Source organism: Yersinia sp. 2540 StPb PI (genome assembly GCF_052217165.1).
GTDB classification, from domain to species: Bacteria; Pseudomonadota; Gammaproteobacteria; order Enterobacterales; family Enterobacteriaceae; genus Yersinia; species Yersinia enterocolitica_E.
Genome location: NZ_JAZGQC010000001.1, coordinates 1,584,744 through 1,606,772, shown reverse-complemented (window position 1 = coordinate 1,606,772; position 22,029 = coordinate 1,584,744). Strand labels below are relative to the sequence as shown.

Genomic DNA, 22,029 nt, shown 5'->3' with positions numbered 1-22,029 from the left:
AAGTATTACATTAATCAATACACCCAAGGCAATAACATGAAAGCTATAGATCTATTTTCTGGTATTGGCGGCTCATCAACCGGCGCAGCCATGGCAGGTGTTCAGGTCGTTTGGGCCGCTAATCATTGGCAGGAAGCTGTCCGGTCACACGCGGAGAATCACCCGCTAGCGGTTCATGTTTGCCAAGACTTACATCAGGCTGATTGGAGTCAAGTTCCCCACCATGACCTCATGATGGCTTCACCATGCTGTCAGGGCCACAGCAAGGCAAGGGGTAAAAAATCAGGCAATCCACAGCACGATAATAGCCGGGCGACTGCTTGGGCTGTTGTCTCTGCGGCCGAATATCACCATCCAGAGATTATCATTGTTGAGAATGTTTCTGAGTTTTTGCAATGGCGGCTATACCCTGCATGGGAGTCGGCTATGCATGCCTTGGGATATTCGCTGGTTCCACATGTTATCGACTGTGCTGATCTAGGTGTCCCACAAAATAGAGTGCGCATGTTTATCATTTGCACCAGAAGTAAAAAACCATTGCATTTAACATTACCGAAGTTTTCACATGTGCCCGCATCAACCTTTCTTGATTTTGGTGCTGGACGGTGGCAGGACATCAACAAGCAAGGTCGTGCTTTAGCGACTCTTGAGCGTGTAAAAAATGGTCGTAAGGCGTTTGGTGAGCGGTTTTTGATTTCTTATTACGGGAATACAAAAACCGGACGCTCTCTTGAGCGCCCTATCGGCACCATCACCACGCGTGATCGTTGGGCGATTATTGACGGCGATAGAATGCGTATGATTGATGCTGACGAAAACATGTTGGCAATGTCTTTCCCATCTAGTTATATCCGGCCTAGTACGCATAAATTGACAGTTCATATGGCAGGTAATGCAGTGCCACCGCTTGCAATGAAAGAAATTATCGATGCGTTGATGGTACAGGCATGAGCCTCAACTTTCTGAGCCGTACTACCCCAACTCCGCCGTTGCCTTATCCGGGCAGCGGCGCTGCTGTTCCTGCCTATGCTTACCCCGGCAGTAAACCGCGCGAAACTTTACCCGGCATTCAAAGACCGCTTACCCGTGAACAACTGATTCAGGGGCAAGCTGTTTTAGACCATATCGACACACTCCCCCATTTCCTGCGTAGCCAGTTTGTTTCTCGCTATGAATATCTGTTAGCCAATAAAGGTTTAAGCGACGCTAACAAATGGCTGGTATTTGTCTTTGACCAGCGTATCTGGCCGCGTATTAAAGTGGTCAATAGCAAAAATGTTATGTGCCTCAGTGCGTCAATGAGTTTTTCCACTGATGCCCCAACTTATGCCAGCCTAGCGGGTATGCATGATAAAGAGCTGCGCCGCTTTGCCCGCAAAATCGGCGATGAGCTAATGGTGGCGTACAACCATCATTGTGATGAATGCATTAAGGCTAATCAGGGTGATAGGGCTATTTTATTACAGACCGATACACAGGTACGCATATACGGCGATCTTGCCAGAATGGCGCGCGCTTTTAACATCACCCCGATGCACTGGCGCAAATACCTGAAAGACCGGTTAGATATCACCTCGGCTATCGCCAGCCTGTCACGGCTGGTTAATCCTGAATGGTGGGAGCGCAAACTCAAAGCACAGCGCACCCGCTGGCGGGAAGCGCTATTGATTGCTGTCGGTAATGTCAGCCGTGATATGTCGGCTTCTTCTTATGCGAGTAAGCAGGCCATCCGTGAAGTGTTCGCCCGTCGCCAGTCTAATTTGGAATACCTCAAAAGCTGCCAGTTAGAAAACATTGAAACCGGTGAGCGCATCGACCTGATTGATAAGGTGATGGCGAGTATTTCTAATCCAGAAATTCGACGAATGGAGCTAATGAGCACCATCGCCGGTATCGAAAAATATGCAGCTTCACAGAAGCACGTCGGTATGTTTCTGACTATCACCACCCCGTCAAAATATCACCCGACACGCCTTATCGGTAAAGGGGATAGCACAAAAATCCAGCTTAACCATAAGTGGGACGATGAAGCCTATTCCCCAAAAGACGGTCAGCAATATCTCTGCAACATTTGGAGCAAAATGCGCACCGCCTTTAAAGACAATAAATTAAGCGTCTACGGGATGCGGGTCGTTGAGCCGCACCACGACGGCACCCCGCACTGGCACATGATGCTGTTTTGCGAGCGTCGCCAGCGCCAACAGATTATCGACATCATGCGCCGCTATGCGTTGAAAGAAGACAGTGACGAGCGCGGAGCCGCTAAATACCGCTTTGAATGCAAGCACCTGAACAAAGGCGGAGCCGCTGGTTACATCGCTAAATACATTGCCAAGAATATCGACGGCTATGCGCTTGAGGGTGAACGCGACCATGAAACCGGTGAGTTGCTAACCGATTCCGCTGCGGCGGTTACTGCGTGGGCGGCAACGTGGCGCATCCCTCAGTTTCGCCCGATGGGTATTCCCTCCATGGGAGCCTATCGCGAGTGTCGCCGCATTCGTTTTATCAGCCTGGCCGAGTCGTTTGATGAAACGGTGGAAGCTGTGCGCCATGCTGCTGATGAGGGTGATTTTGCTGCCTACATCGCTGCGCAGGGTGGAACTAATAGCGGCAATCAGACTGTGCGTGTAGCCAAGCGTATCGCCGATGAGCTGAACGCTTACGATGAGGAAGTGCAGAAAGTCGTCGGTATCTATGCGCCGCATTTGGGCGCTGACCATGTTCATGAAACCCGTACAACCCAATGGCGCATCGTTTTGGGTGCCGTTGACGTTGAGCCTTTGACGTTGAAAAGCGCCTCTGGCGCGCCTCGGAGTCCTGTCAATAACTGTGGGTTAGGTGGAAACACACAAGCGCCAAATGACCCCAACGGGCAGGCCAAAACGCCTGTGATGGCGATGGAATACCCACCGGACGCCGTTATTGACTGGTCGGACACTGCCGCCGTAAAGGCGATTGTGGCCCGCGTTAAAGAGAAACAGCCAACGATCAGTAAGATGCAACGCAGTTATGACCCCACCAAAGGCCGCCTTATTGCGCCATCGGCCCGTTTAACCCGCGAAGAACGCCAGCGTATCCCCCAAATCCGCAATAATTTACTGCTGAAAGATATCAGCGTCCAACGCTGGGAGCTGGAATCGTTAGCGCGTGGGACAAAAATGACGTTCGGCGACATTGTTATTCAGTATCCGGCCCTGTCCGACTGGCCGGAATTCGATGATTAATCTACCTGTGAGGAAAACCATGACTAAAACCGCCGCAACTACCCGCAAACAGGCACAGCGCCAGCGTGATAAATCTGCCGGTATCAATGAGGTTCGCGCCCGACTTGAGCCGGAAGAGTTCGCCATGCTGAACGAGGGCATGGCTGCCCGGCGTCTGTTCCGGCCAGCCTATGATTTGCCGGAATATATCGCGCTGCTGATTCGGCAAGATAACCAGCGACTAAAAGAGCAACTGGCCGAGCTGGGTAAACAACGTTGCGGAAAATGTGGCGATACCTTGCCGGGCGATCCAAATGGATGCTGTTTGCGGGGTGAGGCTGCTTGCTGGCAGACCAAAGGCATTAACAGCCTATTAATTAGCGCAATTAAACCATTGTGACGCGTCACAGCGGATTACTTTTACAACATATAGCGCGTCACAAGCATCTGATTTAGCTAAATAGCCGTATACGGTATTGACCTTAATATTCTTTTACTTAATACTGTATATAAATACAGTATAATAAGGAACCTGCATGGAACATATTGATAAGATAGAACTAACGCTAACAAGAATTAAATTTATTGCTGAAGTTTCGCAAGTTGCACAGTGCAGTAATAGTGAGTTTCTTGTCGCCATGTCGTTGATATCAGACCTGACCAGCCAGATAGTGACGAGCCAAAATTATGATGAGATTTTCTATAACGCCGACGGCAAAAAGTCCCACTGATAAATTCCCCATAAAATGATGCATGTGTGGCCCCCCATCGTGATTTGGGTCATGCATGCATATAGTGCATGATTCCGCATGTCGATCCCCTCTCCTATTTCCCTTGCTAGCCCCAGTCCCGGCGCGGTTCTCACCACCTCATGCAAGTGCATGAAAAGCGACCTGCAAAGCGCGCAGGCGTGGCGGGGATAGCATTGCGCGCAAAGGGTTTTGATACCCTTATTTATAGATCTTGGGCGGGCCGTGGTGCTGCGTTCGGTTGGGTTGGGAATCAATGCGTGTTCATGGGTTGCGAGGGCGTAGCGGGCGTCTGGTGGCGTATGGTGCGAGGTGTTGGAATTGCTACTTTTCGGGCATGAAAAAGCCGCCCGGTTCGGCGGCTATGATATTCAAAAATATCAATTAACTATTTGCAAACTTGAAACGCTGCCAGCTTTTTTTCATCTGTATACAGTGCAGCGACAAAGCCGTCTGTAACCAGTGAGTTGATAACGCCAAGCGCGCCAGTCATGTATTTGCCTTTGGACATACCACACATCACCTCAGAGTCATGGGCTAACGTCGCGTTACACTCTATTCGATGCGATACCAGGGCAGTAATACAATCCGGGTCAAGTGACAACGCTTGATTAAGAATATCAACAGCCCGTTGCGCTGTGATTTTTTGGTTAGTTTGAGTTTCCATAATTATTCCTTTTTTCGTTTTGTATTTTTGCGGTGGCTGCGGCGGTGGCGCTGGCCTCTTCACTGTGTCGCCGTGTTTGTATGGCGGTGGTGTTGGCGCTTTACGTCCCATATCAATCCTCGCTTATCAGTTCATAAGGCTTAAACCGGATCACCTCTTCCCCTATCCAGTCATTCACCTCTTTCAATCGTTCTTGCAACGGCGTTAACTCGTTACGGACAAACACTTGTGAGGCTTTCGCCACGTCACCGAAACCGCCGGTATTGTTGGGAATAATCCCCATCATCTGCGGTGGCACCCGGTGCACACTGAGCAGGTCGTCGCGGGTGGCGTTCTTGATATTAAAAAAGTCATCTTTGGTGGCGACTTCGCTCAACGGTAAAATCTGGATGCCGTCTTTTTTGCCATTAGGCGCGTACATAAACAGGTTGCGGAAATTGCCTAGCCCTTTGGTGTCGCGCATCGCTTTACGCATTGCCTCAATATCGCTGCTACTTTGCGCCGCATCAGTCATATACAGGATGTATCCCGCGTGTGCGCCGTTCTGGTAATACTTGCGGCGAAACAGCGTGGCGGCTTCATTGAGCCATGCCGAATTTAAACCGCTGAGGTATTCCGGCAAACCGTAAAGCTCCTGATTGATATCCGGTTCTATCAGGTGGAAAACGCTCCCGGCTTCGAACAGGTGTTCATCTTTCCAGTTCTGGACAAACCAATAGCAATCTTTTTCTAATCCACGGCGGGTGTACTTGGCCGGACTGGGGTCGAGGCGCAGTGGTGCGCCCAGTTGGTTACGGCGCACCTCTAAAAACGCATTGCCGAACACCAGATAATCCAGCGCATAGCGGCTAAATGCCTGCTGACTGAGCATTGCATGAGGGATAAATGTACTTGCCAGTATGTTGCGTTTCACATACAGCGGTGAGCTGTGATGCACCGCCGCCCGGAAGCTACGCGCCAGCCCGTCAAAGCTGATAGGCGGGTCATACCATTTACCGTTACCGGTGCATTCGATGTAATCCAGTATTTCCCGCTTGTCGAGAACGGCGGAAGGTTCGCCAAAGGTGAACGCCTCCACCGGCTGCTGTTGGCTGGCGGTGTGATTGGTGACAGGTCGGCTTAATGCCTTACGGCCCTTGCGCTTACTCATTTCACTTCCCCTGCATTGTTTGCCGCTTGTGACCAGTCGCCCAAATATAAGAGCTTGAAATCATCCTCCGTCATGTGTTTTTCCAGCCAATCCTTATCCCAATTTTTTTCCCATAACGTGCAACCTTGCTGAATGGCATCATCAGCCGTAACCGATTGACGGAATACGCCATCAGCACAAAAAACGCCGTTATCCGTGTGTATCACCGGTACGGCTTTTCGTGGGCGGCGCAGTGAGCCATTCCAAATCTTGAACGCGGTATGTGAGCGGGAGGGTGTGGTATAGAGCGTTAAACGATGATTTTTGTGCATTGCCATCCCCTTAGCCATTTGCAGTATTGAACGCGGGTTTTTAGCCCATGCATATTCACCCAGGTACACATTCCCGGCATGAGCGGCTGCGTGACTGTTCTCACCGTGAAAGGCGATAAGTGCGCCATTACCTAACAGCATATTATTCAGCGAGAAGGGGTTCACGTTTACCCTAACTACCCGGCAAAACTCGGCAATCGTGGCGCGGGTCGTTAGAGCGCTATATCTTGAGGTGGTTAAAAAATGCTGGTTGCGGCCTGTGGTGAGGGCATCCAGTAACGCTTCAAAAGCGAAAAGCCAGTCGGCCCCCACCTGACGCGACTTGGTGATATTTCGGGCTACGCCGGTCTGCCCCACCCGATACCACGTCTTTTGATAGTCAAAGGCCGAGTTTTCGAAATGTTCGCGCAGGCCGTCAACTTGACCAGCAGTAAAAGTCATTGATTTCATCCGTAAAACTCCAAGAAGTTAGGGCTGTGACCGCCATATGTCGCGGTAAGGGGTTCATTTAACAGGGCGTGCATAATCGCCCACGCCACATCGGCGTGGCTGGCTTCTTCGCTGCGGCTGGCAACATAAGTCGAACTCTTGCCGCTGGCGGTCATGGTTTTGCGAATGGCCATAAATGACTGGGTGATGTCGGTGTGGCCGGTGTCATATTCCAGACGGCCGTTATTAATGGTGTGCTTGGCTTTCAGCACCATGGCGGTTTTGATTTCAGGGGTATATTTGATTTCCCTTGCCGCAGGGAAGAACTGGCGCACCAACTGGAAAACGCCTTGCCCGACGGTAGTCGCATCAATACCGATGTATTCCACGCAATATTTCTGCGTCAACTCTTCGATATGCTTGGCCTGCGCCTCAAAATCCATCCCTTTCCACTGGTGGCGCTCCAACACGCGGAACTTGCCGCCCGGCACCATTGGCGGCGCGATCACCGCGCACCCGGCACTGTCACCGCCGTTGGCCTCGGACGGGTCATAACCAATCCACACCGGGCGATAACCAAACGGCCGCAACGAATAGGGGTTGTAGTCTTCCCACTCTTCCAGACTGTCCACCATGCAAGCCTGCAACTCCTTGAACGGGAAGACTGACGCTTGATCGTCCACAAACTCGCACATCAACAGGTTTTGATATTCTGACGGGCCGTATTCAAGCGATAGCTGATTAAGGTCAAACAGGTTACAACCGCCCGCCAGTGCATCTTCAACCGTGACAATCTGTCGCCACTGACCATCAGCACACAACGAACCACGGGCCAAATGGCTGTGGCTTAAATCCAGTTGGATATGGTCGGATTTATTGCGGCGGCCTTTATTGAACAGCTCACCAGACCAGAACGGATAGGCACTGTGCGCCAGACTCGACGGCGTGGAGAAATAGGTGGTACGCCATTTTTTGTGTAATGACATGCCGCTGGCGACTTTGCGCAGCTCCTGAAACTTGGGTATCCAGAAATATTCGTCAAGATAGAGATTGCCGGTGTAGCTCTGCGCGGTGCGCACGTTAGTGCCGAGGAAGAACAAGCGCGCCCCGTTCGGTAACACCATCGGGTCGCCTTTCAGGTCAACATCAACCATGCGGGCAAAGTCGATAATGTAGCTTTTGAACACGTGCGCCTGTGCCTTACTGGCTGACAGGAATATCTGGTTACGTCCTGTCGTGATGGCGTCCAGCAGCGCTTCGCGGGCAAAGAAGAAGGTTGCCCCAATCTGGCGCGATTTCAGAATATTGCGGATACGGTGAGTGAGTCCGGCCTCAAACCAGTTGCGCTGATAATCAAAGATATTTTCGTGAAAAATAGACTCCAGCTTTTCAATAGCAGATTCACCGAACAGGTTTTTATCCGGGGTCTTGCGCTCCCCTTTGTTGCGGTTCGCTACGTTCGGATTTAAATCAGCTTCGCTGCCGGTCTGGCTGTAGCGGTTAACCCGCGCCAGCCGTTCAATCTGTCGGCCTAACAGGTCAATCTCTTTAAAGTCCCGCCCCTCTTTGGCGTCTTTCATGATGAGCTGAATCAACCGCGCTTCCATGCTGGTTTCCACGCGGGAAATGGGCGCAATGGCGTCCCACCCGTCGCGCTTCTTCCAGCTCTGCACAGTCGGCGATTTCAGGGCCAGCGTGTCCGCAATCTGGCGCACAGAAAAGCCCTGCCAGTAAAGCAAGGCCGCCTGTCGCCGTGGGTCGCTGATGATGGTGCTCGGTGTCGTATTCATGCCATTAGGCTACGCGACCAGCCCGACCCTCTGCGCGTCCTCGCTGTTGTGCCAGCCCCGTCACAACTGGCTTTCGTTGTTGCTGCCGCCATACATCAGGAAACTAAGCCCCGAACCGAACAACCATAATCACACTGAATGGAGCCGCTCATGGCTAAGAAAGTTTCTAAGTATTTTCGTATCGGCGTTGAAGGTGATACCTGCGACGGGCGAATCATTTCCGCAGACGATATCAACCAGATGGCCGAGTCATTTGACCCGCGTGTCTACGGTTGCCGCATCAATCTGGAACATTTGAAAAGTTACTCCCCGGACAGCACTTTCCGCCGTTATGGCGATGTCTCAGCACTCAAAGCGGAAACCATTGAAGACGATTCCATCCTGAACGGTAAGCGTGCGTTGTTCGCCCAAATCAGCCCAACCGATGATTTGGTACAGATGAACAAAGCCCTACAGAAAATTTATACCTCCATGGAAATTAGCCCGAACTTTGCCAATACCGGTAAAGCCTATCTGGTCGGGCTGGCTGTGACCGATGACCCCGCCAGCCTCGGCACTGAAATGCTGGAATTCAGCGCCAAAGCCAAACACAACCCATTAGCCGCCCGTAAATCTAACCCAGAAAACTTGTTCTCAGCAGCGGTTGAAGTGCAACTGGAATTTGAAGACGTAGCCGAGCCGGGTATCACGTTGTTTAACGTGGTGAAGTCAATATTCAGTCGCAAGCAGGCGACTGACGATGCGCGTTTTAATGATGTGCATGAGGCCGTAAACGCGGTGGCGGAGCATGTGCAGGGGCATAGCGAAACCATTGAAGCCCGCTTTACCGCCATTGAGAAAAAACTCACTGACCATGTGGTGGAGCTGAAACAGAGTATCGAAAAGGGAAAACAAGGGGTTACGTCCCTCGAAAGCAAACTGTCTATCACTGAAAACTTTAGCCAAGCCAAGCGCCCGGAATCCACCGGCGGCAACAATCAAAACGATGTATTGACCGACTGCTAATCGGGGTCACTGGCCGCCCGTTGTGCGGCCCACTGGTTATTTCATTAACACGTTATTTAACTGAATCAGGATTATTATGCGCCCAGCAACCCGTTTTAAATTTAATGCCTATCTGACCCGTCAAGCCGAGCTGAACGGGGTAGAAACCGGCGACCTGAATAAAAAATTCAGCGTTGAACCCTCCGTCACGCAAACCATCATGACCCGCGTCCAAGAGTCCTCAGAGTTTCTGAGCCGCATCAATATTGTGCCCGTCGCCGAGCTGACCGCTGAAAAAGTGGGCCTGAGTGTTACCGGGTCAATTGCCAGCAATACTGACACTGACGGCGGTGACGAGCGCGAAACCGCCGAGTTTGCGGGTCTGGACAGTGAGAAGTATTTCTGTGAGCAGGTGAACTACGATTTCCACATTCGCTATAACACCCTCGACCTGTGGGCGCGTTATCAGGACTTCCAGACCCGCTTGCGCGACGCGATTATCAAGCGGCAGGCACTTGACCGCATCATGGCGGGCTTCAATGGCACCCACCGTGCCAAGACCTCTAACCGTGCACTCAACCCGATGTTGCAGGATATTGCGCCGGGCTGGTTGCAAAAATACCGCACCAATGCGCCAACCCGCGTGATGAGTAACATCATTGGCGAAGATGGCGCGGTAGTGTCGGAAAAAATTCGTGTCGGCCATGGCGGTGATTACGTCAATCTGGACGCGCTGGTGATGGATGCCACGAATAACATGATTGCGGAATGGCATCAGGAAGACCCTGAACTGGTGGTTATCACTGGCCGTCAGTTGATGCAGGATAAGTATTTCCCCATCGTCAATAAAGAGCAGGAAAACAGCGAAACCCTCGCCGCTGACCTGATTATCAGCCAGAAGCGGATCGGCAATTTACCGGCTATCCGTGTGCCGTTCTTCCCGGCTAACGCATTCATGATCACCCGCCTCGATAACCTGTCTATTTACTGGTTGGAAGACTCGCACCGCCGCCATATCGATGAGAACGCCAAGCGTGACCGCATCGAAAACTACGAATCCATTAAACAGGATTATGTGGTGGAGGATTACGCCTGCGGTTGTCTGGTGGAAAACATCGAGATTTTACCGGCAAAAAATGGCGGTGAAACCGTAAGGGGTGCAAGCGCGCTGATGGTATCTGATGCCCCGAACTATGACGGCCTTGCCGCTGCGATTATGGCTGCGGTGAACGTTGCGGCCAACCCGAATGAAACCCAACCGGAAGCCACCACCGATGCGCAGGCCGCGACGGAAAGCACGCCCGAAACACCGGCAACCAAAGGGAGCAAATAAGCCATGACCAGTCCTGCGCGCCGCCATTTTATCCAACAGTCGGCTATTGCCGCCTCACAGCTACGGGATAACCCGTTACGCCATGCCACCGGCTACGAGCTGATGTTGCTCAAGCTCAATGAAGATAAACGCAAGCTGAAACAGGTGCGTTCAAATGAACGTAAAGCCGAGCTGAAGCGGCAGTTATTGCCGGAGTACATGCCGTGGGTGTCCGGTGTGTTAAGTGAGGGAAAAGGCGCGCAGGACGCCATTGTAATGACCATCATGATTTGGCGTCTGGATGCCGGGGATATCCCCGGCGCACTGGATATCGCCCGTTATGCTCTGCGTTATCAGTTAGTGCCAACAGACCGTTTTACTCGTTCTACCGCTTACCTGATTGCCGAGGAAGTGGCCGAGTCTGCCGGGCGAGCCTATGCCACCGGTAAGCCGGTTGATGTTGACCATCTGCTGCAAACCATTGAGCTAATGGAAGACGAAGACATGCCCGACCAGGTGCGCGCCAAACTGCACAAAATGACCGGTTATGTGCTGCGTGACAGTGACCGGGGAGAACTGGCCCTGAGCCACCTTCACCGCGCACTCCAACTGCATACCGGTTGTGGCGTCAAAAAAGACATTGAGCGACTGGCCGTGAAGTTAAAGAACGCCGCCAGCCGCTAACCCGAACGCTCCCCGAGCCGGGCGGCACGATGGCCGCAACAGAGTTTACTTTGTTAACGCCGTCGTCCACCGCCCACCCATTCTGATATTGAGGTTGCCATGACCACTGTTGTTATCCCCGCGCCACGGCCAGACAAAACGGCCGAACCGGTGATTGAAAATACCTTTTTCTGGCCTGCGGTTGACCCGATAAAACTGCGCGAGCTGTTGCGCCTTGAGGGTACCGTCACCGCCGAGCGCCTGCGCTTCACCATCAAAGGCGCTATTGCCGAGGTTAACGCCGAACTGTACGAGTACCGCCGTGACCAGATGGCGGCAGGCTTTAAAACACTGGACGAGGTACAGGCCGAGCAACTGGACGGCGAGAGCATCCAGTTGGCCGAGTACCAGCGGGCGGTCTGTGCCATTACGGCCGCACTGTTGGCCGAGCGTTATCGCGGCTATGACGCCAGCGCGCGTGGTGATAAACGCGCGGATGCCATTGAAAGTACGGTGGATGAGTTGTGGCGTGATGCGCGGATTAGCATTCGCAACATTGCCGGTAAGCCTCACAACATTATTGGCCTTATCTGATGCAGGTCAACGCGTTGCAAGGCGACACGCTCGACGCATTGTGCTGGCGCTATTACGGGCGCACGCAAGATGTGCTGGAGCAAGTCTATGACGCGAATCCGGGTCTGTCGGAACTGGGGGCTATTCTGCCGCATGGTTATCCGGTGGAGTTGCCCGACATGGCCCCGGCGGCCCAACGTGAAACCGTTCAATTATGGGATTGAAAATGGAGAAATTTAGCTCTGCGGTAGCCTATGTCTTGGCGCTGGTACTGGCGTTTATTGGCGCACTGAGTCCGCAAGATATCGCATTTTATGCCGCGGCGGTGGCCGCTGCGGCGACCTGTTTTATCAACTGGTACTACCGGCGCAAGAGCTATTTCTTGCTAAAAGAGTTGGCTATCAGGCGGGAGGTGTTCGATGAACTCAATCGTTAAGCGCTGTCTGGTCGGGGCGATTCTGGCGCTGGCCGCCACCTTGCCAAATTACCAGACGCTCAACACATCGCCCGCCGGGCTAAAACTGATCGCCGATTATGAGGGCTGCCAGCTCAACGCCTATCAGTGCAGCGCCAACGTCTGGACAAATGGCATCGGTCACACGGCCGGGGTTAAGCCGGGCAGTGTTATCAGTGAGCGACAGGTGGCGGTCAATCTGGTCGCTGACGTGCAGCGGGTCGAACGGGCTATGGCGGTGTGTATGCCGGTTGCCATGCCGCAACCGGTGTATGACGCGGTAGTGTCATTCGCCTTTAACGTGGGTGCGGGGGCGGCCTGTCGCTCGACGCTGGCCTTTTTTGTCAACAAGGGCGACTGGCGCAGCGCCTGCAATCAGTTGCCACGCTGGGTGTACGTCAATGGCGTGAAAACCAAAGGGTTAGAGCGTCGCCGCACCACCGAACAAACACACTGCCTGAGCGGGGTCTGATATGCGCACATTACTTCTGTTATGGGTTTTGATGATGGCGGTGCTGGCGTGGCACGCCCATAACCTTAAAAAAGAGTTAGACAGCGCCAAACTGGTGATTGGCACTTTATCCGCCGGAATTGAGAGCCGGGACAACGCGATCACCCACCTGCAAGATGAGGCCCGGCAACAGGCAGACAATGAGCGGGCATTACGGCAATCACTGAGCCACGCCAGCACCTTGTCATTATCTCGTGAACAGAGAATTCAAAGGTTACTCAATGAAAATAAAGTCTTGCGTGATTGGTTCGCTACTGCTTTGCCTGCTGACGTTATCCGGCTGCACCAGCGCCCCGCGTTCGCCAACCCCAACGATTATTTACGTTGGCTGTCCGACGGTGAGCAGTTGCCCGCTGCCGGGCAGCACACCGGCGGTTAACGGTGATTTAAGTGCCGATATCCGCCAGTTAGAAGCCGCACTGGTGGCCTGCGGGCTGCAAGTGGAAGCCGTTAAACAGTGTCAGGAACAACACCATGTTAAAGCCCAAACTGCTACGCCAAGCCTTAACCGACAGTCTGCAACTGTTCCAGACTAACCCGGAGCGGCTGAAAATGTTTGTTGATGGCGGGCGCATTGTCTCAACACTGGCCCCGTCGCTGTCTTTTGAAAATCAATATACGCTGACGTTGTTTATTGAGGATTTCCCCGATGATGTTGATTATCTCTTTGTACCGATACTGGCATGGCTGCGGGAACATCAACCGGACATCATGGCGACGGAGGAAAAGCGCCGCACTGGCTTTATTCATAAGGTTGATGTGATGAGCGATGTGTTGAGTGATATCCGTATCGACCTGCAACTGACTGAGCGGGTTATTGTGAAAGAGGTAGGCGGTGCATTGCATGTTGACCATGCCCTTGAGCCAGCATTGCCGGGCGCACTTCCTCGTCCAACTGAAATTTATTTCCACGGTGAGCGGATTAAATGAATGCGCTGAAACCCTTTGATGACGCATTAGCCGGGCTGATTGCCAGTCTGACACCCAAAGCCCGCAAAGCGCTGGCGGTGACAGTTGCCAAACGCCTGCGGGCCAGTCAACAGCAACGTATTAAACGCCAGCAAGCGCCCGACGGCACCCCGTATGCTGCCCGTAAATCTCAACCATTGCGTAAGCCAAAAGGCCGCATTAAACGGGAAATGTTCGCCAAGTTGCGCACCGCCCGCTATATCAAAGCCAACAGTAGCCCTGATGAGGCGGTGGTTGAGTTTGCCGGGCGCGTGGAACGAATGGCGGCAGTGCACCATTTTGGCCTGCGTGACCGTCCGAACGTGCACAGCAAAGATGTGCAGTATGACGAGCGGCCGTTGCTGGGATTCAATTTGTCGGATGTCGATAGTATTGAACTAATGATTATCAATCACCTAAGTAAATAATTATATAGAAACAATAAAGATTACGCTCTATATTGGTTGATAACAACATTGAACCTAGGGCTATTAAATGGAAGACATAAAATATCAAGTATTTGTGAGTTCAACTTATACGGATTTAAGTCAAGCTCGTAAGAAAGTTATTGATACCATTCTGAGCTTATATCATTTTCCTGTTGGCATGGAAATGTTTAGTGCAGATGATGATGAGCAATGGGAAGTTATTCAGGAAACAATAAGAGCTAGTGATTATTATGTGATAATAATTGGTCATCGCTATGGTTCGTTGTCGGATAATGAAGTTAGCTTTACCGAAAGAGAATACGATTATGCAAAGTCACTTCAAATACCTATACTTGCATTCATTCAGAGTAGAGACATACCAACTAATTCCCACCAGAGAGAATCTGACCCTATTCTAATTCAGAAGCTAAATTATTTTATTATTAAAGCCCAAGCAAACAAGATGTGTAGTTTCTGGACGAATGAAGATGAACTAGCTAAAGAAGTAGCAATTGCATTACCTAAATTTATTAAAAAATCACCTCGCACAGGGTGGATTAGAGGTGACAAAGCAACCCCAGAAACAATGTCTCAAGAGTTAGTACTTCTGTCATCTGAAAACAGAGTTCTTCGTGAAAAGGTCACTGAATATGAGGCGAAATTAATTAAATCAAAACCCGAACTGGAACTTTCCATTTTCGATGACGAACCAATTATCATTTATTATGAAGACGTAAGACCAAATATCATACGACCTAATGAGTTAGATTACTCTGTAATAACAACTGAATTGAGTGAGTTTTTAACAAAAGAATCCATTGATAAATATAATAAAGAGTTACCTTCAGAAGAAGAAATAAATTATCACAATGACAAATTTGTACGCTATACAAACCTTACTAATAACTCACTCACTATAACACCTCAACTAATCAATAATGGTAACAAAGCAGCAAATGACATTCATATTACTATTGAATTCCCCGATTTTATAGAAGTTGTAACTCATTACGATAAAGAGAGGTTACTAGAGCCAGATATATATCTACCTCATTCCCCACTAGAAATTGCCCAACAAAAATTAATGCTTGGTAACACTCCAATAGCTGCAATAGGTGCGGGTTTATTTAACAGTGAATGGATGCAGTCACTATCTAGAAACAATGCTTTGCTTGGTAACTTACTACCCAACTTTCAGCCAGTTAATACTACGGAATGGGGAAGTATTGATGATAATCATTTAACGCTTAACTCTAAAAAACTACTCCATACGATGAGCGTGGCTTTTAAGAAAATAACCCTACTTCCATTAGCTGTTGGGCATGGGAATATCAATATTAGAGTTATTTGTGACGAGTTGGAAGAGGAAATATTGCTCACTAAAGAAATTGAAGTGCTGTCCAAACATTAAAATTACCCTCCATCTGTAATCTTTGTTGTGCCATCGCTCAACTAACTTCAATTAATGGAAGCATGCATAAAATCAAAGCATGCTTCCCCCATGAACACTCAAACCCAACTTACTGAAATTCTGCGCCTGCTGCGCAACCTGATCCGTATTGGTACGGTGGCCGAGGTCGATCTCGACCAAGCCCTGTGCCGTGTGGCGACAGGGGACAATACCACCGGCTGGTTAAACTGGCTGACGCTGCGCGCCGGTCAATCGCGATCATGGTGGGCACCGTCTGAGGGGGAGCAGGTGTTGATATTGTCCCTCGGCGGCGAGCTGGATACCGCCTTTGTGCTGCCGGGCATTTTCTCTGATGACTTCCCGCCGCCGTCGGCCTCGGCGGATGGCCTGTATATCGCCTTTCCTGACGGTGCCACGTTGCACTATGAACCTGAGAGCGGCGAGTTGCAGGCTGATGGCATCAAAACGGCGGTTATCAATGCCAGTGAATCGATAAATGCCACTGCCCCCACTATCACCTGTGCTGCCTTGGTCAAAATCCTGCTGGATACACCCGAAGTGGAATGCACCAACAACCTGACCACCGGCACGTTGAACGTGAAGAAAGGCGGCCAGATGAGCGGCAATATTGAACATTCCGGCGGCAAGTTCTCATCCAATGGTGTGGTGGTTGATGACCATGACCACGGCGGCGTCTTGCGTGGTGGGGATTATACGGAGGGAATTAAATGACCACTGCCACCTATCTCGGCATGAACCGCACCGCCGGGCAGACCATTACCGACGCTGACCATATCAGCCAGTCAATAGCAGATATTCTGATTACCCCTGTCGGTTCGCGGGTGATGCGCCGCGCTTATGGTTCGCTGCTATCGGAGCTGATTGACCAGCCGCAAAATCCGGCCTTGAGACTGCAAATTATGGCCGCCAGTTACAGTGCCATTTTGCGCTGGGAGCCGAGGGTCAAGCTGACTGGTATCACCTTTGAAACCACCTTTGACGGAAAAATGGTGGTTGATATCACCGGCACCCGCACCGATAGCGCGGCACCTCTCTCTTTAACCATTCCCGTGAGCTAACCCTATGGCAACCATTGACCTGAGCCTGTTACCCCCGCCGTTTGTGGTGGAAGAACTGGACTATGAAACCCTGCTGGCCGAGCGCAAAGCCACGCTGATATCTCTTTACCCGGAAGAACAGCGCGCCGCCGTGGCCCGCACGTTGTCGCTAGAATCTGAGCCGCTGGTCAAGTTGCTACAGGAAAACGCCTACCGCGAAGTGATATTACGCCAGCGCGTCAATGATGCGGCCCGCGCGGTGATGGTGGCCTATGCCGTCGGTAGCGATTTAGACCAGCTCGGCGCAAATAACAACGTTGAGCGGCTGGTGATTATCCCAGCTGACCCCGCCGCCATTCCACCCATTGAGGCGGTGATGGAATCTGACAGTGATTTCCGGGTGCGTATCCCGCAAGCCTTTGAGGGCTTGAGTGTCGCCGGGCCAACCGGTGCGTATGAATATCACGCCAAAAGTGCTGACGGCCGGGTCGCTGATGCCTCGGCAATCAGTCCGACACCCGCCTGTGTCACGGTCACGGTGTTATCGCGTGAGGGCAACGGCGAAGCCTCAGCCGAACTGCTGGCCGTGGTTGAGGCCGCGTTGAATGATGAGAATACGCGGCCAGTGGCTGACCGGGTGACAGTGCAATCCGCCCACATTGAAGATTATGAGATTGACGCGGTGCTCTATCTGCATCCGGGGCCGGAGGCTGAACCGGTGCGCATTGCGGCAGAGAAGAAACTGACCGCCTTTGTGACCGCACAGCGCCGCCTTGGTCGCGACATTCGTCTGTCGGCGCTCTATGCCGCACTGCATGTTGAGGGTGTCCAGCGGGTGGTAATTAATGCTCCCCTGGCTGATGTGGTGCTGGATAAAACCCAAGCGGCTTGGTGCACCGGCAGCAGCATCACTGTCGGGGGTACGGATGACTGACCGTTTATTGCCTGTTGGTTCGTCGGTGCTGGAAGTGGCCGCCGCGCGCGCCTGCGCCGAGCTAGAGAATACCCCGGTACCCATTCGGCAGCTCTGGAACGCCGACACTTGCCCGCTGCCACTGTTGCCCTATCTGGCGTGGGCGTGGTCGGTTGACCGCTGGGATGAGAAATGGCCGGAAGCCACCAAGCGCGTGGTGGTGAAGTCCTCGCAGTACGTGCACAAACACAAGGGCACCATTGGCGCAATTCGTCGGGTGGTTGAGCCGCTGGGTTATCTCATCAAGGTGATTGAGTGGTGGAAGACCAACGAAACACCCGGCACCTTTCGCCTTGATGTAGGTGTATTGGAAACCGGCATTACCGAAGAAATGTATCAAGAGCTTGAGCGGCTGATAGACGACGCCAAGCCATGCAGCCGCCACTTAGTCGGCCTGTCTATCAATCTCGACAGTAGCGGCCCGCTGTATGTCGCCGCAGGTAGTTACAGCGGTGATGAGCTGACCGTATACCCGTATTTACCTGAAACTATAACCGTGACCGGCGAGGGTTACGCCAGTGCCGCAATCCACATTATCGATGACCTGAGAGTGAACCCATGACAGCGAGATTCTTTGCTTTACTGACCAACATCGGCGCGGCCAAGCTGGCGAACGCCACCGCGCTCGGCACCCGCTTAGAAATTACCCAAATGGCGGTCGGGGATGGCGGCGGAACCCTGCCAACCCCTAGCCCGGCACAAACCAAACTGATGAATGAGCAGCGCCGCGCTGCTCTGAATATGTTGACCATTGACCCGATTAACACCAGTCAGATTATTGCTGAACAGGTTATCCCTGAGACTGAGGGCGGATGGTGGATCCGGGAGATTGGCTTGCTGGATAAAGACGGTGATTTGGTTGCCATTGCCAACTGTGCCGAAACCTATAAACCACAACTGCAAGAGGGCAGCGGGCGCACCCAAACCATTCGGATGATTTTAATTGTCAGTAGCACGGCTGCTGTCACGCTGAAAATCGACCCATCAGTGGTGCTGGCTACACGTAAATATGTCGATGATAAGGTGATTGAAGTTAAGCAGTACGCGGATAACGTACTGGCTGAGCATGAGAAATCCCGTCATCATCCCGATGCGACGTTAAGCGAAAAAGGCTTTGTCGCACTGAGCAATGCCACCGACAGCAACAGTGAAACCGACGCGGCGACGCCGAGAGCGGTTAAGGCCGCCGCTAATGCAGCGGTAACGGCATTAGCCGATCACGTTCGCAGCGCTAACCCTCATGACCAGTACTTGCAGATTGAAAACTCACTATCTGAAATTAAAGCGCTAGGCCCTATCGCTGTTGCGGAGACGCTCAAAAATTTGGATTTAAAAGGTGCGGCAAAGCGTGAGGTAGGAACAGCGGCTACTCAAATCCCGGATATGTCGAGCTTTGCCAGTTCAGCCGCCGCAACCGGCTGGATGAAGCGACCGGACGGACTCATTGAGCAATGGGGAGAATCACCCTTTTCCAGATCAAATGACCAGTTTTTTTATGCTGACGCTTTTTTCCCAATAGCGTTCCCTAATAAAGTTTTAAATATGAGCGTGACACTACGTGGCATCACCGATATTTCGATAATAGGAAAAACTCTCGCGTCGGATATGTTAGCAGCAACATGGGCAGCGATCCCACTGAGCAAGAAATACGGGGAAAACATCCCTACAGCGCAAAGAGTTATGTGGCGAGTGATTGGTTACTAAGGAGATTTAAATGAATTATTTCTACAGCCCGACGAATAATGCCGCGTATCCAGAGTCGTTAAAAACGGAATATCAAGCTGCGCAAACTTGGCCGGACGATGCGGTTCAAATAACGGACGAGACTTATCAGACATTCTTTGCCTGTGCTTCGCCGGCCGGTAAAACCAGAATAGCCGGAAAGCAAGGCCAGCCGGTTTGGGGGGGTATTCCCGTTTATGTCCCTACCGAGGATGAATTAGCCGCCCGTGCCCGACATTATCGGGATGCCTTTATTGCTGCCACCGATCCCATGATGGTCAGCGACTATTCTATTGACGATGTACCACTGACGGAAGACCAGCACAGTGAGCTAATTGCCACCCGCTTAGCCTTCAAACAGTGGCCGACGCTGGCAGGCTGGCCGTTGATAGAATTACCGGTGATTGGCGAGCCGGATAAATCACGCTGGCTACTGACCGAGGCGGTGAATAATGGCTATGTGGTGCCAGAGTGGCCGCCAGTCACTGCCTGACATTTCTTTTTAGCCTCCGATTCAGGGGGCTTTTGTTGTGCCATCGCCCACACACCCCCCATCTAGTGCCTCGCGCTTACTAAGCCGTCACCATACTCTCACCCTTAACCAACGGAGAGTTACCCCATGGGTGATTACCATCACGGCGTCCGCGTTCTCGAAATCAACGAGGGGACGCGTGTCATTTCCACTATTTCCACCACCATTGTCGGCATGGTCTGCACCAGCGACGATGCTGACGCAACCGCATTCCCCCTCAACACCCCGGTACTGATTACTGATGTGCGCGCCGCTGCCGGTAAAGCCGGTAAAAAAGGCACGCTGGCCGCGTCATTGCTGGCGATTGCTGAACAGTCGCGCCCGGTCACCATTGTGGTGCGAGTGGCTACCGGTAAAGATGAAGCTGAAACCACGTCTAATATCATCGGCGGCGCTGACGAGAACGGCCGCTACACCGGTATGAAAGCGCTGTTAGATGCGCAATCAGTCACCGGTGTGCGCCCGCGCATTCTTGGTGTGCCGGGGCTGGATAATCAGGAGGTGTCTACCGCACTGGCGAGTATCTGCCAGCAGTTGCGCGCCTTTGGTTATATCAGCGCTTATGGCTGCAAAACCCTTTCCGAAGCTATCTTGTACCGTGACAATTTCAGCCAACGCGAGTTGATGTTGATTTGGCCGGACTTCCTGAGCTGGAATACCACCGCCAACAGCACAGATATTGCTTATGCCACCGCCCGTGCCCTCGGTCTGCGCGCCAAGATTGATACCGATACCGGCTGGCATAAAACCCTGTCTAACGTCGGTGTAAATGGCGTGACCGGTATCTCTGCCAGCGTCTACTGGGATTTGCAGACCGTTGGCACTGACGCTGACTTACTTAACAAAGCCTGCGTAACAACGCTAATCCGTAAAGACGGCTTCAAGTTTTGGGGTTCGCGTACCTGTTCTGACGACCCACTGTTTGCCTTTGAGAACTACACCCGCACCGCGCAGATTCTGGCCGACACCATGGCCGAGGCGCAGTTGTGGGCGATAGACCGCCCGATGCACCCGACGCTGGTCAAAGACATGATTGGCAGCATCAACGCCAAATTCCGCGAAATGAAATCCGCCGGGCTGATTATTGACGGCGCTTGCTGGTATGACGACAGCGCCAACGATAAAGACACCCTGAAAGCGGGCAAGCTGTTTATCGATTACGACTACACGCCAGTGCCACCACTGGAAGATTTAACCCTGCGCCAGCGTATCACCGATAAATATTTGGTGAACTTTGCCGCCGCCGTCAACAGCTAAGGAAAACTGACTTATGGCACTGCCACGTAAGCTGAAATTGATGAACCTGTTTAACGATGGCCGGGATTACATGGGGATCGTGTCCGCCATCACCCTGCCAAAACTCACTCGTAAGCTGGAGAACTACCGGGGCGGCGGGATGAATGGCGTTGCGCCGATTGATTTGGGTCTGGATGACGATGCGCTATCCATGGAGTGGTCGATGGGCGGCCTCGACGAGCTGGTGTTGCAGCAATGGGGAACGCCTAAAGTTGACGGGGTTCCGCTGCGCTTTGCGGGCGCTTATCAGCGTGACGATACCGGCGAAGTGACAGCGGTAGAAGTCGAAATCCGTGGCCGTCATAAAGAGATTGATGGCGGTGAATCCAAGCAAGGGGAAGACACCGAAACCAAGGTGTCCACCCAGTGCACCTACTACAAGCTGACCATTGACGGCAAGGTGGTAATGGAAATTGACGTGGTTAACCTGATTGAAATTGTTAATGGCGTAGACCTGCTGGAAGCCCAACGCAAGGCCATTGGCCGCTAACCCCTGACGGCCAGTGCTGACCCGCTGGCCTCTAACTAAATTGGAAAAAGCAATGAAAAAACTCACTGTTAAAACTGAAACCGTCGCCGAGGTTAACGAGAATATCGTGGTACTGGAAACCCCGCTAAAGCGTGGCGATACCCTGATTACTGAAATCGAAGTTTACCGCCCGAATGCCGGGGCGTTGCGCGGGGTTCGGCTTTCAGATGTCGCTCATTCTGATGTGGATGCGCTGATTGTGGTGTTACCCCGCATCACGACACCGACACTGACCGCCGCAGAATGCAGCCGCTTAGAATTGCCGGATTTAGTGGCACTGGCGGGCAAGGTGATTGGTTTTTTGTCGCCGAAACAGGGGGCGTAACGCTCGAC

At 52.1% G+C, this 22,029-nt stretch carries 29 protein-coding genes; 25 read left to right on the top strand and 4 right to left on the bottom strand.

What is annotated here, in order from left to right:
* Positions 1–36 precede the first annotated feature (36 nt).
* The 4 genes from V1956_RS07215 to V1956_RS07200 all read left to right on the top strand — a co-directional run bounded on the left by V1956_RS07215 (position 37) and on the right by V1956_RS07200 (position 3,937).
* Positions 37–951, top strand: coding sequence for a DNA cytosine methyltransferase (locus tag V1956_RS07215; RefSeq protein ID WP_411937110.1), 915 nt, complete (start codon positions 37–39; stop codon positions 949–951).
* The gene (locus V1956_RS07210) at positions 948–3,227 is read left to right on the top strand and encodes a replication endonuclease (protein ID WP_442824962.1); all 2,280 of its coding nucleotides are present in this window, start codon (positions 948–950) and stop codon (positions 3,225–3,227) included. The genes V1956_RS07215 and V1956_RS07210 overlap by 4 nt, the downstream gene beginning before the upstream one ends.
* Positions 3,228–3,246: 19 nt before the next feature.
* Positions 3,247–3,606: a hypothetical protein gene (locus V1956_RS07205; protein ID WP_050088544.1), complete on the top strand. Its 360-nt coding sequence runs from the start codon at positions 3,247–3,249 to the stop codon at positions 3,604–3,606.
* A 136-nt stretch (positions 3,607–3,742) separates the two neighbouring features.
* Entirely contained in the window at positions 3,743–3,937 is a 195-nt protein-coding gene (locus tag V1956_RS07200; RefSeq protein WP_050133841.1) for a hypothetical protein, read from the top strand.
* Positions 3,938–4,343: 406 nt separating this feature from the next.
* On the opposite strand, the gene V1956_RS07195 is transcribed toward V1956_RS07200, so the two are convergent.
* The 4 genes from V1956_RS07195 to V1956_RS07180 are packed head-to-tail and all read right to left on the bottom strand — an operon-like array spanning position 4,344 to position 8,302.
* Complete coding sequence (locus V1956_RS07195; protein ID WP_442824961.1) at positions 4,344–4,733, bottom strand: hypothetical protein; 390 nt, start codon at positions 4,731–4,733, stop codon at positions 4,344–4,346.
* A 1-nt stretch (position 4,734) separates the two neighbouring features.
* Positions 4,735–5,772, bottom strand: coding sequence for a phage portal protein (locus V1956_RS07190; protein ID WP_050297551.1), 1,038 nt, complete (start codon positions 5,770–5,772; stop codon positions 4,735–4,737).
* Positions 5,769–6,533: a terminase large subunit domain-containing protein gene (locus V1956_RS07185; RefSeq protein ID WP_442824960.1), complete on the bottom strand. Its 765-nt coding sequence runs from the start codon at positions 6,531–6,533 to the stop codon at positions 5,769–5,771. Before V1956_RS07185 ends, V1956_RS07190 begins: the two co-directional genes overlap by 4 nt.
* The gene (locus V1956_RS07180; protein WP_050297549.1) at positions 6,530–8,302 is read right to left on the bottom strand and encodes a terminase ATPase subunit family protein; all 1,773 of its coding nucleotides are present in this window, start codon (positions 8,300–8,302) and stop codon (positions 6,530–6,532) included. Before V1956_RS07180 ends, V1956_RS07185 begins: the two co-directional genes overlap by 4 nt.
* A 150-nt stretch (positions 8,303–8,452) precedes the next feature.
* On the opposite strand from V1956_RS07180, the gene V1956_RS07175 reads away from it, so the two are divergent.
* The 21 genes from V1956_RS07175 (at position 8,453) to V1956_RS07075 (ending at position 22,021) form a co-directional block, all read left to right on the top strand.
* The gene (locus V1956_RS07175) at positions 8,453–9,307 is read left to right on the top strand and encodes a GPO family capsid scaffolding protein (protein ID WP_050941453.1); all 855 of its coding nucleotides are present in this window, start codon (positions 8,453–8,455) and stop codon (positions 9,305–9,307) included.
* A gap of 76 nt (positions 9,308–9,383) precedes the next feature.
* A complete protein-coding gene (locus V1956_RS07170; RefSeq protein ID WP_442824959.1) occupies positions 9,384–10,619 on the top strand; it encodes a phage major capsid protein, P2 family in 1,236 nt (411 codons plus the stop codon).
* A gap of 3 nt (positions 10,620–10,622) precedes the next feature.
* Positions 10,623–11,282: a phage terminase small subunit gene (locus V1956_RS07165; RefSeq protein WP_032909039.1), complete on the top strand. Its 660-nt coding sequence runs from the start codon at positions 10,623–10,625 to the stop codon at positions 11,280–11,282.
* A gap of 99 nt (positions 11,283–11,381) precedes the next feature.
* A complete protein-coding gene (locus tag V1956_RS07160) occupies positions 11,382–11,855 on the top strand; it encodes a head completion/stabilization protein (protein ID WP_442824958.1) in 474 nt (157 codons plus the stop codon).
* Entirely contained in the window at positions 11,855–12,058 is a 204-nt protein-coding gene (locus V1956_RS07155; RefSeq protein WP_011192217.1) for a tail protein X, read from the top strand. Before V1956_RS07160 ends, V1956_RS07155 begins: the two co-directional genes overlap by 1 nt.
* A gap of 2 nt (positions 12,059–12,060) precedes the next feature.
* A complete protein-coding gene (locus V1956_RS07150) occupies positions 12,061–12,270 on the top strand; it encodes an HP1 family phage holin (protein WP_442824957.1) in 210 nt (69 codons plus the stop codon).
* The gene (locus tag V1956_RS07145) at positions 12,254–12,760 is read left to right on the top strand and encodes a lysozyme (protein WP_442824956.1); all 507 of its coding nucleotides are present in this window, start codon (positions 12,254–12,256) and stop codon (positions 12,758–12,760) included. Before V1956_RS07150 ends, V1956_RS07145 begins: the two co-directional genes overlap by 17 nt.
* A 1-nt stretch (position 12,761) precedes the next feature.
* Positions 12,762–13,178 (top strand): Rz-like lysis system protein LysB, encoded by a 417-nt coding sequence (gene lysB / locus V1956_RS07140; protein WP_442824955.1) that lies wholly within the window; start codon positions 12,762–12,764, stop codon positions 13,176–13,178.
* On the top strand, positions 13,063–13,335 hold the full coding sequence (lysC, locus tag V1956_RS07135; protein WP_442825787.1) for an Rz1-like lysis system protein LysC: 273 nt from the start codon (positions 13,063–13,065) through the stop codon (positions 13,333–13,335). The genes lysB and lysC overlap by 116 nt, the downstream gene beginning before the upstream one ends.
* On the top strand, positions 13,274–13,729 hold the full coding sequence (locus V1956_RS07130; protein ID WP_442824954.1) for a phage tail protein: 456 nt from the start codon (positions 13,274–13,276) through the stop codon (positions 13,727–13,729). The genes lysC and V1956_RS07130 overlap by 62 nt, the downstream gene beginning before the upstream one ends.
* Positions 13,726–14,175, top strand: a complete 450-nt coding sequence (locus V1956_RS07125; RefSeq protein ID WP_442824953.1) for a phage virion morphogenesis protein — start codon at positions 13,726–13,728, stop codon at positions 14,173–14,175. The genes V1956_RS07130 and V1956_RS07125 overlap by 4 nt, the downstream gene beginning before the upstream one ends.
* A 67-nt stretch (positions 14,176–14,242) precedes the next feature.
* Positions 14,243–15,586 carry a DUF4062 domain-containing protein gene (locus tag V1956_RS07120; protein ID WP_442824952.1) on the top strand — a complete coding sequence of 448 codons (1,344 nt, stop codon included), beginning with the start codon at positions 14,243–14,245 and terminating at the stop codon, positions 15,584–15,586.
* 90 nt (positions 15,587–15,676) lie between these two features.
* The gene (locus V1956_RS07115; protein WP_064515220.1) at positions 15,677–16,318 is read left to right on the top strand and encodes a phage baseplate assembly protein V; all 642 of its coding nucleotides are present in this window, start codon (positions 15,677–15,679) and stop codon (positions 16,316–16,318) included.
* A complete protein-coding gene (locus V1956_RS07110) occupies positions 16,315–16,665 on the top strand; it encodes a GPW/gp25 family protein (RefSeq protein WP_442824951.1) in 351 nt (116 codons plus the stop codon). Before V1956_RS07115 ends, V1956_RS07110 begins: the two co-directional genes overlap by 4 nt.
* 4 nt (positions 16,666–16,669) lie before the next feature.
* Positions 16,670–17,578, top strand: coding sequence for a baseplate assembly protein (locus tag V1956_RS07105; RefSeq protein WP_064515216.1), 909 nt, complete (start codon positions 16,670–16,672; stop codon positions 17,576–17,578).
* Entirely contained in the window at positions 17,571–18,179 is a 609-nt protein-coding gene (locus tag V1956_RS07100) for a phage tail protein I (RefSeq protein WP_442825786.1), read from the top strand. Before V1956_RS07105 ends, V1956_RS07100 begins: the two co-directional genes overlap by 8 nt.
* Positions 18,176–19,321: a phage tail protein gene (locus V1956_RS07095; RefSeq protein WP_442824950.1), complete on the top strand. Its 1,146-nt coding sequence runs from the start codon at positions 18,176–18,178 to the stop codon at positions 19,319–19,321. Before V1956_RS07100 ends, V1956_RS07095 begins: the two co-directional genes overlap by 4 nt.
* Before the next feature lie 10 nt (positions 19,322–19,331).
* Positions 19,332–19,832 carry a phage tail protein gene (locus V1956_RS07090; protein WP_442824949.1) on the top strand — a complete coding sequence of 167 codons (501 nt, stop codon included), beginning with the start codon at positions 19,332–19,334 and terminating at the stop codon, positions 19,830–19,832.
* A gap of 126 nt (positions 19,833–19,958) precedes the next feature.
* Positions 19,959–21,128 carry a phage tail sheath protein gene (locus V1956_RS07085; protein ID WP_442824948.1) on the top strand — a complete coding sequence of 390 codons (1,170 nt, stop codon included), beginning with the start codon at positions 19,959–19,961 and terminating at the stop codon, positions 21,126–21,128.
* Positions 21,129–21,141: 13 nt separating this feature from the next.
* Entirely contained in the window at positions 21,142–21,657 is a 516-nt protein-coding gene (locus tag V1956_RS07080; protein ID WP_005163776.1) for a phage major tail tube protein, read from the top strand.
* Positions 21,658–21,709: 52 nt separating this feature from the next.
* A complete protein-coding gene (locus V1956_RS07075) occupies positions 21,710–22,021 on the top strand; it encodes a phage tail assembly protein (protein ID WP_241915673.1) in 312 nt (103 codons plus the stop codon).
* The last annotated feature ends 8 nt before the right edge of the window (positions 22,022–22,029 follow it).

Excerpts from the sequence above, each read along its gene's own strand:
- V1956_RS07215 (WP_411937110.1), top strand. The coding sequence starts at position 37 with ATGAAAGCTATAGATCTATTTTCTGGTATTGGCGGCTCATCAACCGGC.
- V1956_RS07210 (WP_442824962.1), top strand. The coding sequence starts at position 948 with ATGAGCCTCAACTTTCTGAGCCGTACTACCCCAACTCCGCCGTTGCCT.
- V1956_RS07205 (WP_050088544.1), top strand. The coding sequence starts at position 3,247 with ATGACTAAAACCGCCGCAACTACCCGCAAACAGGCACAGCGCCAGCGT.
- V1956_RS07200 (WP_050133841.1), top strand. The coding sequence starts at position 3,743 with ATGGAACATATTGATAAGATAGAACTAACGCTAACAAGAATTAAATTT.
- V1956_RS07195 (WP_442824961.1), bottom strand. The coding sequence starts at position 4,733 with ATGGGACGTAAAGCGCCAACACCACCGCCATACAAACACGGCGACACA.
- V1956_RS07190 (WP_050297551.1), bottom strand. The coding sequence starts at position 5,772 with ATGAGTAAGCGCAAGGGCCGTAAGGCATTAAGCCGACCTGTCACCAAT.
- V1956_RS07185 (WP_442824960.1), bottom strand. The coding sequence starts at position 6,533 with ATGAAATCAATGACTTTTACTGCTGGTCAAGTTGACGGCCTGCGCGAA.
- V1956_RS07180 (WP_050297549.1), bottom strand. The coding sequence starts at position 8,302 with ATGAATACGACACCGAGCACCATCATCAGCGACCCACGGCGACAGGCG.
- V1956_RS07175 (WP_050941453.1), top strand. The coding sequence starts at position 8,453 with ATGGCTAAGAAAGTTTCTAAGTATTTTCGTATCGGCGTTGAAGGTGAT.
- V1956_RS07170 (WP_442824959.1), top strand. The coding sequence starts at position 9,384 with ATGCGCCCAGCAACCCGTTTTAAATTTAATGCCTATCTGACCCGTCAA.
- V1956_RS07165 (WP_032909039.1), top strand. The coding sequence starts at position 10,623 with ATGACCAGTCCTGCGCGCCGCCATTTTATCCAACAGTCGGCTATTGCC.
- V1956_RS07160 (WP_442824958.1), top strand. The coding sequence starts at position 11,382 with ATGACCACTGTTGTTATCCCCGCGCCACGGCCAGACAAAACGGCCGAA.
- V1956_RS07155 (WP_011192217.1), top strand. The coding sequence starts at position 11,855 with ATGCAGGTCAACGCGTTGCAAGGCGACACGCTCGACGCATTGTGCTGG.
- V1956_RS07150 (WP_442824957.1), top strand. The coding sequence starts at position 12,061 with ATGGAGAAATTTAGCTCTGCGGTAGCCTATGTCTTGGCGCTGGTACTG.
- V1956_RS07145 (WP_442824956.1), top strand. The coding sequence starts at position 12,254 with ATGAACTCAATCGTTAAGCGCTGTCTGGTCGGGGCGATTCTGGCGCTG.
- lysB (WP_442824955.1), top strand. The coding sequence starts at position 12,762 with ATGCGCACATTACTTCTGTTATGGGTTTTGATGATGGCGGTGCTGGCG.
- V1956_RS07130 (WP_442824954.1), top strand. The coding sequence starts at position 13,274 with ATGTTAAAGCCCAAACTGCTACGCCAAGCCTTAACCGACAGTCTGCAA.
- V1956_RS07125 (WP_442824953.1), top strand. The coding sequence starts at position 13,726 with ATGAATGCGCTGAAACCCTTTGATGACGCATTAGCCGGGCTGATTGCC.
- V1956_RS07120 (WP_442824952.1), top strand. The coding sequence starts at position 14,243 with ATGGAAGACATAAAATATCAAGTATTTGTGAGTTCAACTTATACGGAT.
- V1956_RS07115 (WP_064515220.1), top strand. The coding sequence starts at position 15,677 with ATGAACACTCAAACCCAACTTACTGAAATTCTGCGCCTGCTGCGCAAC.
- V1956_RS07110 (WP_442824951.1), top strand. The coding sequence starts at position 16,315 with ATGACCACTGCCACCTATCTCGGCATGAACCGCACCGCCGGGCAGACC.
- V1956_RS07105 (WP_064515216.1), top strand. The coding sequence starts at position 16,670 with ATGGCAACCATTGACCTGAGCCTGTTACCCCCGCCGTTTGTGGTGGAA.
- V1956_RS07100 (WP_442825786.1), top strand. The coding sequence starts at position 17,571 with ATGACTGACCGTTTATTGCCTGTTGGTTCGTCGGTGCTGGAAGTGGCC.
- V1956_RS07095 (WP_442824950.1), top strand. The coding sequence starts at position 18,176 with ATGACAGCGAGATTCTTTGCTTTACTGACCAACATCGGCGCGGCCAAG.
- V1956_RS07090 (WP_442824949.1), top strand. The coding sequence starts at position 19,332 with ATGAATTATTTCTACAGCCCGACGAATAATGCCGCGTATCCAGAGTCG.
- V1956_RS07085 (WP_442824948.1), top strand. The coding sequence starts at position 19,959 with ATGGGTGATTACCATCACGGCGTCCGCGTTCTCGAAATCAACGAGGGG.
- V1956_RS07080 (WP_005163776.1), top strand. The coding sequence starts at position 21,142 with ATGGCACTGCCACGTAAGCTGAAATTGATGAACCTGTTTAACGATGGC.
- V1956_RS07075 (WP_241915673.1), top strand. The coding sequence starts at position 21,710 with ATGAAAAAACTCACTGTTAAAACTGAAACCGTCGCCGAGGTTAACGAG.